Origin of the sequence: Pseudomonas sp. MIACH (genome assembly GCF_001269925.1) — a bacterium.
Lineage (GTDB): Bacteria > Pseudomonadota > Gammaproteobacteria > Pseudomonadales > Pseudomonadaceae > Aquipseudomonas.
Genome location: NZ_LHVO01000002.1, coordinates 241,116 through 252,252 on the forward strand (window position 1 = coordinate 241,116; position 11,137 = coordinate 252,252).

Genomic DNA, 11,137 nt, shown 5'->3' on the forward strand with positions numbered 1-11,137 from the left:
AAGGAAGGTTCCGATGACTCACAGTACTTTTTCCTGGAAGGCCATGCTGGTCACGGCGGCGTTGACGCTGCCGACACTGGCGTTTGCCGCAGACCCGGCGATGACCAAAGACGGGATGTTGGTGGATCACAAAGGCATGACGCTCTACACCTTCGCCAAGGACGCCGATGGCAAGTCCATGTGTAACGACAAGTGCGCCACTAATTGGCCGCCGTTGATGGCCGAGTCTACCGACAAACCCATGGGCAAGTGGACCGTCATCACCCGCGACGATCAGAAGAGCCAATGGGCCTACAGCGGCAAGCCTCTCTATACCTTCGTGATGGACAAAAAGGCCGGTGACATGACCGGTGAAGGCAAAATGGACGGGGCCTGGAAAGTCGCCAAGCCCTGATTCAGCCCACTAGCGGTGAGGGGCCTGGCCCCTCATCGAAACCCGTAGTCGGCCACAATCCCGACAAAAATCGCCAACCCGGCCCAGTGGTTGTGCAAAAACGCCTTGAAGCACTTCATCCGGTCCCTGTCGCGGGTGTACCAGAACTCCCAGGCAAAGCAGCCTGCCGCCGCCAGCAACCCCAGGTGGAACCAACCCCCCAGCTCAAAGCGTGCGCCCGCCAGCAACAGGCACAGCAGCGCCAGGCCTTGCAGGGTGAGAATGATCACTCGGTCGGCATCGCCGAACAGAATCGCAGTGGACTTGACGCCGATCTTCAAGTCGTCGTCGCGGTCGGTCATTGCGTAATAGGTGTCGTAGCCCACCGTCCACAGCAGGTTGGCTATATACAGCAGCCAGGCGGTGGCGGGCAGGTGGCCGGTTTCGGCGGTGAACGCCATCGGCATGCCCCAGGAAAACGCCGCGCCCAACACCACCTGCGGGTAATAGGTATAGCGCTTCATGAACGGGTAGCTGACCGCCAGTGCCAGGCCGCCCAGCGATAGCCAGATGGTGGTGGCGTTGGTCAGCAGCACCAGCAGGAAGCTGATCAGCATCAGTGCCGCAAAGAACACCAGGGCCTCTTTGGAACTGATCTTGCCGCTGGCCAGCGGGCGTTGCGCGGTGCGCTTCACATGGCCGTCGACCTTGCGGTCCGCCCAGTCGTTGATGACGCAACCGGCAGCGCGAGTCAGCGTAACGCCAAGCACGAAAATCACGATGTTGGCCAGGGACGGCGAGCCCTTGCCGGCGATCCACAGCGCCCACAGCGTCGGCCACAGCAGCAAGTAGATGCCGATGGGCTTGTCCATGCGGGTCAACTGAATGAAATCCCAGGCCCTGGGGTTCAGGCGATTTAGGGATTTGAGCAGACGTTGATACATCAGCAGTTCTCCGGGTGGTCATGCAGCGCGCGCCAGAAGCTCGGCAGGAATATTTCTGCCACCAGCACGCTCAGCGCCCCACGATCAAAGCGTGAGCGACGTGCCCACAGTCCATCGGACTGATCAGCGGCCGGCAGCCATTGCGCTGGGTAGTGGCACACCTCGATCGCCTGGCGATTGAAGGCGTGGTCGCAGAACAACAACTCGCCCAAGGAGCGGCTGCCCAGTTCATCCATGTGCAAACCGTCGCCCTGCAAGGCACTGCGCGCCGCCACGCTGCGGGCAAACACCCACGGCTGGCCATGCCCGCGCAAATACACCTCGCGCACCCAGCCGACCGTCGCCGGGGCGAGGTCCAGCGCCGCGCATTCATCACCCCGCAGCGGTTGCCAGCCTTCGAACAGCGGCGTCACGCTGAAACCGTCGTTGGACAGCCGCGTCAGCCGGCGCGTCAGCGAGCCTTCGTCGAACAGCCAGTTGAGGGTCAAGGGCGCGGGCGCAGGGATCAGAAGGCTCTGGGTCAGCCATTGGCAAGCATCGGGAAGGGCGATTGAGTGCGGCACGGTGAGTCAGTATTGGCAGCAAAAGAGGCGGCGAGCTTACCATGGCGTCCTGATCTTTTGCCGTGCTGCGCCGGCGCCTTGCGTCGATCGTGCTTGCATCTGCCGGCCCCGATCAGTACAAAACGCCCTGAGCCGCGCGGCAACGCTGGATCCATCGACCGCCGGCCAACCAGCCTGGACCCTGAGGAAGCAAGTAAATGAAGAAGTGGCAATGTGTAGTCTGCGGCCTGATCTATGACGAAAAAGACGGCTGGCCGGATGATGGTATCGCTCCGGGCACCCTGTGGCAGGACGTACCCGAAGACTGGCTGTGCCCGGACTGCGGCGTGGGCAAGATGGATTTCGAAATGATCGAAATCGCTTAATCCCAAATTTAAGAAACGTACTACAAGGAGAAAGGAATGAACGCACCTGTCGTGATCATCGGCACAGGATTGGCCGGTTACAACGTGGCCCGGGAGTTTCGCAAGCTCGACAGCGAGACCCCATTGCTGCTGATCACCGCGGATGACGGGCGCTCCTACTCCAAGCCCATGCTCTCCACCGGCTTTGGCAAGAACAAGGAAGCCGATGGCCTGAGCATGGCGGAACCCGGCGCCATGGCTGAGCAACTCAAGGCCGAAGTGCGCACCCACACCCGTGTCAGCGGCATCGACCCCGGCCACAAGCGCCTGTGGATCGGTGAAGAAGCGGTGGCCTATCGCGACCTGGTCCTGGCCTGGGGCGCAGAAACCGTGCGTGTACCAGTCGAAGGCGACGCCGCTGAGCTGGTTTTCCCGATCAACGACCTCGAAGATTACGCCCGCTTTCGCGCCGCCGCTGCCGGCAAGCGGCGCGTGCTGCTGCTCGGCGCCGGCCTGATCGGCTGCGAATTTGCCAACGACCTGATCCTCGGTGGCTATGAGATCGACCTGGTGGCGCCGTGCGAGCAAGTCATGCCGACCCTGCTGCACCCAGCAGCGGCCGCAGCGGTACAGGCCGGCCTGGAAGGACTGGGGGCGCGTTTCCACCTGGGCCCGGTGCTCAACCGCCTGCAACGCACCGCTGACGGCCTGGAAGCACACCTGTCGGACGGTGAAGTGGTCCACTGCGACCTGGTGGTCTCGGCCATCGGTCTGCGCCCGCGCGTCGACCTGGCCGCCGCCGCTGGCCTGCAGATCAATCGCGGGATCATGGTGGACCGTCACCTCAAGACCTCCCACGCCAATATCTACGCCCTGGGCGACTGCGCCGAAGTCGACGGTTTGAACCTGCTCTACGTCATGCCCCTGATGACCTGCGCACGCGCCCTGGCCCAGACCCTGGCCGGTAACGCCACCGCCGTCAGCTACGGCCCGATGCCGGTCACCGTGAAAACACCGGTCTGCCCGTTGGTGGTCTCGCCGCCGCCACGGGGCACCGAAGGTGTGTGGAGCGTCGAAGGGCAGGGCGCCGACATCAAGGCCCTGTGCCGCGACGCCAGCGGCCGCCTGCTGGGTTATGCGCTGACCGGCAGCGCCGTGATGGAAAAACTCGCCCTCAACAAAGAACTTCCACCGTTGCTGGCGTAAATACCGGTCGTTCTGTCGGAATAAGCACGTTTTTCCCCCGAGAAAGGTCGCCGCGAGACTGGCGGAGCGTGCGAGGGCATGCCATCCTCACTCCCGTCTGCCGCAGAGTAGAGCCTGCGGCGCCTTGGCCGCTGTTCCGTTAGAGAGCAGCACGGACATAACAACAAAAAACCGTCAAAGAGGCTTCACATATGCGTAAACCAGAACTCGCAGCCGCCATCGCTGAAAAAGCGGATCTCACCAAAGAACAGGCCAACCGCGTCCTCAACGCCGTTCTCGAAGAAATCACCGGCGCCCTGCACCGCAAGGACAGCGTCACCCTGGTGGGTTTCGGCACCTTCCTGCAACGCCACCGTGGCGCCCGCACCGGCAAAAACCCGCAAACCGGTGAGCCTGTGAAAATCAAGGCGAGCAACACCGTTGCGTTCAAGCCGGGCAAGTCGCTCAAAGACAGCGTCAACCCGTAATGGCAGTACCGTCTCGAAGGGAGGCGGGGCGGTAAGAAGAATGGGCACGCCGACTGGGTTGGGTGCCCATTTTTTGTGAAATTGCACAATCATTAGAGTTTAGGCTGTCCACCCGTTCTCGACACACCACTGCTGTACATCCGCGATCAGTTCTGCTGAAACCGGCTGAAGATTAGGCAGCTTTTTCTCGTACTTTTTAATGCTCTCGACAAAAAATTTAATAAATGCCGCACCGATTAATTTGCGCTGAGCGGATTTATCTTTTTTATGCGGGACGAAATCTTCCTCGTCCATGGAGATATCCAGACCGAACATTTTGTCTTTTGCGTAGTAGCGGCAAAATGTTTTCCGGTCCAGCCCCTTGGGCAGGCACCGCATGCAGACTGCTAGCTCCCAGTCGAGGGCAGAATACTTTTTTTCAAAAATCTCACTCAAGCCATTTAGTTCGTCAGTGATTTCAAAGACCTTTGTCCAACTGGGAGAGTCCGACGTTGTATCGACTCGCATAAAGTAATCCTCATGTCAGTGCCTGCATTTGTTACCTGGTGGCAGTTTTCCACGGCGTTTGAAATATTTTCCGATTTTTAATCTTTCCCATATCTGCATGTTGCCCTTCGTTGGGGCGGCCATAACACGTTTGTAAGCAAGATTATTAGCTTTCAGCCATTTCTGTGTGTATCGCCTATTCGGATTGACCGTTTCACCGACTTTCCAAACTTCACCCTTTTTCAAAAAAACTTTACCAACGGGCTTTTTATGCCCCCATGCCATCTCATCATAAAGGCCATCTTTCTTCGCTATCAGGTAGTAAAGTTCGGGGGTCAATCCCCATGGATCAATCCAGGATATTGGGTTGGGGCTGTACTGATAAAAATTTACGCCCCCCAACAACCCAATCGGATCCGGCGTAGTAAACCGCCCCACATCCGGATCATAAAACCGGAACGTGTTGTAGTGCAGCCCAATCTCCCGATCCAGATACTGCCCCTGAAACCGCAGATTCTGCTCTTCAATGTAATAAGGCTCGCGCACCTCCTCCAGCGTGTTGCCCCACACCCGATACTTCGCCTGCCAAACCGTGTGCCCATCCGCTTCGGTGAGTTGCTCCGGCAAGCCGTTCAGGTCGTTGTGGTAGTAGCGGAATTTTTGCAGAGGCCCGTTGCCGTCGATGCGGGCCAGGGGTTCGTAGCCTTCGTTTTCGTAGACGTACAGGCTGGTTTGGCTGTGGCGGTGTTCTTGTAACAACCGCAGGCCATCCCACACAAAACGCGTTTCCCCCAGCGGATACACGTCACCGCCGTGCTCGGTTTTCCCGATGCGTCGGCCCAGCGGGTCGTAGGTCATCCTGACCACGCTGCCGTTTTCATTGCGTACTTCGATCAGCCGGCTTTCGGCGTCGTAGGCAAAGCGCTGTACGCCGCGCTTGGCACTGCGTTTCTCGATCATCCGTCCAAACGCGTCATAGCGATAACGCTTGTCCTGATAGGTCAGCAGCTTGTTATGCACCACCAACCCGGCACCGGTCTGTGGGCCGTCGAGCAGGTTGGCGGCGGCGTCGTAGGCGAAGGTTTCGCGCTGGCCGTGCAGGTTGTCCTGGCTGGCGATGATGCGGCCGGTGGCGTCGTAGTGCAGCAGTTGGCGGTGTTGCGCGGCGGGTTGCTGGTCGAGTTTGCCGATCAGATTGTCGGCGGGGTCGTATTCAAACTGCTTTTGCGTCGCTGCCGGCATCAGCGAGGGCTGGCTCGCGTGGCGGCGTTGACGTGAGCGCAGTCGGCCGCTGCGGTCGTATTCGCTGCGGGTGCTGAGTTGGCCTTGGGTACGCAGCACTTCGCGGTGCAGGCGGTCACGTTCGAAGTCGCTGATCACCTGGCCGTCGAGGTTGATCTGGTGCAGGTGGCCGCTGCCGTAGTACAGGCGGTTGAGCCAGCGGCCGTCGGGCAATTGGGTCTGGATCAGGTTGCCCAACTCGTCGTAGTGGTGTTGCAGGCTGCCGGTTGCACTGTGTTCGGCGAGCAACTGGCCGAGGGCGTCGTAGGCGAAGCCCAGGGCCTGGGTATTGCCTTGCAGGTCGGTAAACGTCACCGCCGTAAGCTGGTCCACGGCGTCGTAACTGTAGTCGGTGCGGCCATCGTCGGTGGTCTTGGCGATCAGGCGTCCAACTGCGTCGCGCTCCAGTCGATGCACGATGGGCGCGGGCGGTGTCTCGGGGACGACGGCCAGACCACTGCCATATGGGGCTGGAACAGCGGTCACCGCAATCACATTGTCCAGCGGATCGTAGCGGTAGCACTTGGCGCTGCCGTCAAGGTCTTGCTGCTCAGCCAGGCGGTCCCCGGCATCCCAGGCAAACCGATAACGCTCACCGTTTTCGTTGATCAGCGCTTGCAGGCGCCCGTAGCTGTCATAGCCGAACTGTACCTGCCGCCCATGGGCGTCGGTACGTTGGCGTACCTGGCCGCGACGGTTGTGCTGGTACAGCGTGGTGTGCCCGGCCGGGTCGGTGTAACCCACCAGTTGGCCGCTGACATCGCGCTGGTACTGCTCGGTTCGACCGTCCGGTAGTTGGCTTTTGAGCAAATGTCCCTGAGCGTCATAGCTGAACTGAGTACGTTCGCCCAGCGCATCGGTAATGACCTGCAAATAACCGCGCTCGTCATAACTGAAACGCGTCGGGTAACCCGAGCAATCAATATGCTCAACCAACTGCCCGAACGGGTTCCAGCGCAGCTTCTTGCTTTTGCCGGTGGCGTCGATGATCTCCACGACCTGGCCGTGATCGTCATAGCGGTAGCGGGTGACGTAGCCCAGCGGATCGGTTTCGGCGATGCAGTTGCCGCGCTGATCGTAGCGATACGCCCAGCTATTGTCGGCGGCGTCGGTCTCTACCAGCGGCAGTGCCCAGTGCTCAAGCCACAAGGTCGAGTCGCTGCGGCCCAGCGGGTCGGTCTCGCCGATCAGGTTGCCGGCGTCGTCGTAGCTGTATGCAAAGCGCCCGCCCAGCGGGTCGGTGGCGCTGAGCAATTGGCGCTCGTCGTTCCACTCGAACAGCCAGGTTTGCCCGAGGTTATCGCAGTAGCGAACGATCTGGTGCTGGGTGTTCCAGTGGCGGGTACTGACGCGTTGCAAGCCGTCGGTAATGCGTGTGAGCCCTGCCTTCAAGTCATAGTCGAACTGGTACGCGTCGCCTTCGTCGGTCCAGTGCCGGACCACGCGCCATTCGGCGTCCTCAACCAAGGCCCATTCGTAGAAGCAGCGCAGACCGGTCGGCAACTGGTGCTCGACCATGCGCCGGCCGGCATCGTAGCTGAAGCGCCGCTGCACCTGGCCGGTGGCATCGCGTACTTCAGCCAGATTACCGGCGGCATCATAGCCATAGCTGACCAGTACTTCGCGGCGTTGATCGGGGTAAAGACGTTCGAGCCGCATCACGTGGCCTTGATCGCGGATCAACTCCACTTGCACCAAGTCGAACGTATCGCGCAGCCGGATCAGCCGCCCGGCTTCGTCGTAATCAACATGGATGCGGTTGTCGTTGCGGTCGCCGAGCTGGCTGAGGCGCAGCAACGCCGGGTTGGCGGAAGGCTCAAATAAGCGATACAGACCGTCATCGCTTTCAATCAGCAACTGCCCGTTGAGGTGTCGTCGCACTGCCAGCCCTTCACCGGCGCTGAACACCGCGCCGCCCAGGGGAATACTGCCCATGTCGATAGGCCGGCCCTGTTCATCGGTGTAGACCAGCGTTTCGCCCCCCTCGGGATGGGGACGAATTTCGACGCACACCTCATACGGCACGCTCCAACCCGCACCGAACAAACCGCCCGTACGTTCGTCACGGCTGTTGTAGAAACGCTGCCAATCAATCGGCAGGATGCCAGGCAGTACGAAATCCAGCTCATCATCGCCGCCCAGCACCTTGGCGCCGGTGGCCGCATGCACCGGGTTCGACGAGCCCATCGCCGCGTTGGCCATGGCCCCCATCGCACTGCTCACGGCCATCGAGGTCGCGCCGCCGATCAGCATGCACGGCAGCTTGCTGAAGAACTTGCCCTTGCCACCCTTGAGCATCAACAACGCCGTCACCGCCAGCCCCACACCCGGGGTCTTGCCGCTGCGAATCTCGCGCACCACCACCGAGCCGCCGCCGATGGTCACGTTGGATGAAATCAACCCGGACGACACCACGGTCGCATCACACGTGCTGCGATCACCGCTGCGCACCGCCGGCTGGCCGTTGATCGTGACCTTGTCCGAGCCCTCGGCAAGGAACTGCGGCGGCATCGGTGGGTGCTTCATGCACACCACCAGGTCCAGCGGCTTGGGCACGGCGCCGGGAGCGGGGGTTGCAACTGTAGGGCGCCACATCTGCGAGAAGAAACTTTCGGCCATGTCCAGGTAGCTGGCTTCTGGCTCAGGCTCGGGTTCTTCCAGCTCGGTGCCGGCCGGCGCGACGTGGGAGCTGATCGCCCCGGCGGCACGGGCGGCGGGGATGTTGTTGGTGAGGGTGTCGGTGGAGCCCGTGAGAATGTTCGCCTGCACCGTGGGCGGGAACAGCGCATTGCTGAAACTATCGCATAAATTCGTCAGACCTTTGTCTGCCCCGGTCTTGCTCATGGCCAGACCGACAATCGTGCCCACCACCGCGCCCAGCAGGAAGCAACCCAGCCCGCCAGTGGCGACGGTAATCCCGGTGGCGGCAACCACCGCCGCAGTCGCCACCGCCGTGATTGCGATGTTGGCCGCCACCTCCAGCACACCGCCGAGTATGTCGGCCATCATCGAGGTGTGGGAGAGCGCATCGCCCATCCGGGCGGCCCATAACGCGTCAGACATGCAGGCAACTCATCAGGAAATAGCGTCAAACGACAGCGAGTTTTTAATCAGCGCCCAATGCGCTGCCTCGGCATCCCCAAGCTTCTCTGCCTTCACATAACTCAAGGCGAGCATCTTGCGTGTGCCCGGTATCACCAAGGCCAACTGGTACTGGAACACCTTGTCATTGCCCTTGTTGAACTGGCTGCGCAGCTCGATGCCTTCCACCTCTTGCGCGGCGCCCAAGCGCACATCGACACCCGGTTGGTGGCGCAAGTCCTGCACCTGTTTTTCCAGGCGCTGGAGTTGGTCGTTGAAGTTGCTGTGCAGGGTTTCACCCTCGGCCAGCAGGCTGCGGCTGACGATCAGGGACGTGCCCAACTCCGGGAACTTGAGGATATTGATCGTCGCGTCCTGCAACTCACTGGCGGGCAGTTGAAACTGGAATTCGTTGATTCGGTACGTCATGGCAAACAGGTCTCGTCAGGAGCTTTTAGGTGCGGGGAACGCGGCCTTGATATTGGCGTCGATAGCGCCTTTCTGGCCTTGGCCGTCGGGCGTGGCACCGGGGCCGCCGCCGTTGTTCAGGTGCAACACGCCGCCGGTGTTGAACTCGGCATCGCCACTGGCATAGAAGCTGATGTTCACGCCGGTCAGGTTGATCTGCCCGCTGGCGTTGAGCTCCAGGATGCTTTCGCCGCAGACCAGGCGCAGGTTTTCGCCCACTTCGATGACGTAGCTCTGGCTGATGCTGTCGGTCTTTCTCTGGCCCACCGAGAGGATGTCTTCCTGCTTGACGATGCGCAGGCGGTTATTGCCGATGGTCACCGTTTCGTTATGCCCAATGCTTTTATTGCGGTCATGCCCCACCGAATGGCTCTCATCCACCTCCACCACAATGTCCTGGTTACGCTCTGCATGGATGTACAACTGCTCCAACCCCTTCTTGTCCTCCATGCGGATTTCATTGAAGTTGGCTGGCGTGCCGCCCTTGCTCGAGCGACTCTTCATGCCGCTCTGGGTCGCGTTTTCCGGGAGGTCGTACGGCACCGTCTGCTCGGCGTTGTACACCCGTCCCGTAATAATCGGCCGGTCCGGATCACCTTCGAGAAAGCTGACAATCACTTCCTGGCCGATCCGTGGAATCTGCATCGAGCCCCAGTTTTTGCCGGCCCAGGACTGCGACACACGAATCCAGCACGAGCTGTTTTCGTTGGATTGGTCGTGGCGGTCCCAGTAGAAGTGCACCTTCACGCGGCCGTACTGGTCGGTCCAGATTTCCTCGCCTTTGGGGCCGACCACCAGCGCGGTCTGCGGGCCTTTGACGATCGGGCGGTGGGTGCTCGCCAGGGGGCGGAAGCTTTGCTGGGCGTCGATGCAGGTCAGGCTGCTTTCGAACTGCGCCGAGCCTGAGCCACCGCCGCTTTCCAGGCTTTCCTGAACGATGTAGTAGCGGCAGCCGACGATCAGGTATTCGCGGTTCTGGTCCTGGCGGCTGAAGCCGGTGAGGCTGAACAGATGGCCGGAGCCGAGGCCGCGAGCATTGCCGCTGAACTCGATCTGCTCATGCAGGGTTTGCAGGGCTTCGATGCGGGTGCGCGCGTAGTGTTCGCCGTCGGCGCTTTGCACGTAGGTGCCGGGGTAGTCGTACAGCGGGTAGTCGCCGGCGGTGTGCGGGCGCGGCATGGCCGAACGCACGTCGATGCTGGCGCTGGGGCGCTGGAAGTCGTAGTCGTTGAGCTCCAGCGAGCCCGGCTGCACCTCCTGCGCCAGGTGCCAGTTGTGCATGTGGTCGCGTTCGCGCTGCTGTTCGTCCTTGGGGTAATACGGGATCGATGCATAGCCTGGCACCGTGGTGTGGGCGCCATAGGCATCGGCCAGCACCAGCACATGGCGGTCCTGCTCATGGCGGAAGAAGTAGTAGATGCCTTCCTGTTCCATCAAGCGGCTGACGAAGTCGAAGCTGGTCTCGCGGTACTGCACGCAGTATTCCCACTCGCGATAAGGCCGGCTCAGGGCGTCTTCGAAGTCGGAAAACCCCAGGTCACGGAACACCTGCTTGATGATCTGCGGGATGCTCAGGTTCTGGAAAATCCGGCAGTCGGACGTACGGCTGAGCAGCCACAGCCAGGGGCGCAACGTCACCTGGTAACTGGCGAACTGGCCCTGGTCGATGTTCTGGCTGCAGCGCGCGACGATGCCGTGGAAATGCCGCTCGCCGCCGTCCGCCAGTTGCAGACCGACACTCATGGGCTTGCCCAGCAATTGGTTGAGGTCGATGTTGGCGTCCAGGGACGTCAGTTGCAGCTCATAGTTGAACAGGCGGCCCAGCTCTTCGCCGCCGCCCATTTCATTGAGCAGCAGCACATCCGGCCCGAGGGGGCTGGTGATCTTGGCCAGGCGTGAGGCTTGGTTGAATAACATCGAAGTA

General features: G+C 61.0%; 10 protein-coding genes. 4 read left to right on the forward strand and 6 right to left on the reverse strand.

From position 1 onward, the window contains the following. Positions 1-13: 13 nt before the first annotated feature. On the forward strand, positions 14-394 hold the full coding sequence (locus AD670_RS01105; RefSeq protein ID WP_053127591.1) for a hypothetical protein: 381 nt from the start codon (positions 14-16) through the stop codon (positions 392-394). A gap of 32 nt (positions 395-426) precedes the next feature. Here AD670_RS01105 and ubiA read toward each other — a convergent pair whose 3' ends face one another. Both ubiA and AD670_RS01115 read right to left on the reverse strand, forming a co-directional pair. After that, entirely contained in the window at positions 427-1,317 is an 891-nt protein-coding gene (ubiA, locus tag AD670_RS01110; RefSeq protein ID WP_053127593.1) for a 4-hydroxybenzoate octaprenyltransferase, read from the reverse strand. Further along, complete coding sequence (locus AD670_RS01115) at positions 1,317-1,880, reverse strand: chorismate lyase (RefSeq protein WP_053127595.1); 564 nt, start codon at positions 1,878-1,880, stop codon at positions 1,317-1,319. Before AD670_RS01115 ends, ubiA begins: the two co-directional genes overlap by 1 nt. 197 nt (positions 1,881-2,077) lie before the next feature. On the opposite strand from AD670_RS01115, the gene AD670_RS01120 reads away from it, so the two are divergent. The 3 genes from AD670_RS01120 (at position 2,078) to AD670_RS01130 (ending at position 3,897) form a co-directional block, all read left to right on the forward strand. Continuing rightward, positions 2,078-2,245 carry a rubredoxin gene (locus AD670_RS01120; RefSeq protein ID WP_003176960.1) on the forward strand — a complete coding sequence of 56 codons (168 nt, stop codon included), beginning with the start codon at positions 2,078-2,080 and terminating at the stop codon, positions 2,243-2,245. Positions 2,246-2,281: 36 nt separating this feature from the next. Next, on the forward strand, positions 2,282-3,430 hold the full coding sequence (locus AD670_RS01125) for an NAD(P)/FAD-dependent oxidoreductase (protein ID WP_053127596.1): 1,149 nt from the start codon (positions 2,282-2,284) through the stop codon (positions 3,428-3,430). 191 nt (positions 3,431-3,621) lie between these two features. Next, entirely contained in the window at positions 3,622-3,897 is a 276-nt protein-coding gene (locus AD670_RS01130) for an HU family DNA-binding protein (protein ID WP_003213368.1), read from the forward strand. 99 nt (positions 3,898-3,996) lie between these two features. Here AD670_RS01130 and AD670_RS01135 read toward each other — a convergent pair whose 3' ends face one another. From AD670_RS01135 to AD670_RS01150, 4 genes are read right to left on the reverse strand one after another with little or no spacing between them, the layout of a single operon-like run. Beyond that, the gene (locus tag AD670_RS01135) at positions 3,997-4,404 is read right to left on the reverse strand and encodes a hypothetical protein (protein ID WP_052202248.1); all 408 of its coding nucleotides are present in this window, start codon (positions 4,402-4,404) and stop codon (positions 3,997-3,999) included. A 15-nt stretch (positions 4,405-4,419) separates the two neighbouring features. Further along, positions 4,420-8,727, reverse strand: a complete 4,308-nt coding sequence (locus AD670_RS01140) for an RHS repeat-associated core domain-containing protein (protein ID WP_082340882.1) — start codon at positions 8,725-8,727, stop codon at positions 4,420-4,422. A 12-nt stretch (positions 8,728-8,739) separates the two neighbouring features. Then, positions 8,740-9,174 (reverse strand): DcrB-related protein, encoded by a 435-nt coding sequence (locus tag AD670_RS01145; RefSeq protein WP_053127598.1) that lies wholly within the window; start codon positions 9,172-9,174, stop codon positions 8,740-8,742. Positions 9,175-9,189: 15 nt separating this feature from the next. Then, on the reverse strand, positions 9,190-11,130 hold the full coding sequence (locus AD670_RS01150; protein WP_053127600.1) for a type VI secretion system Vgr family protein: 1,941 nt from the start codon (positions 11,128-11,130) through the stop codon (positions 9,190-9,192). Between the last annotated feature and the right edge of the window lie 7 nt (positions 11,131-11,137).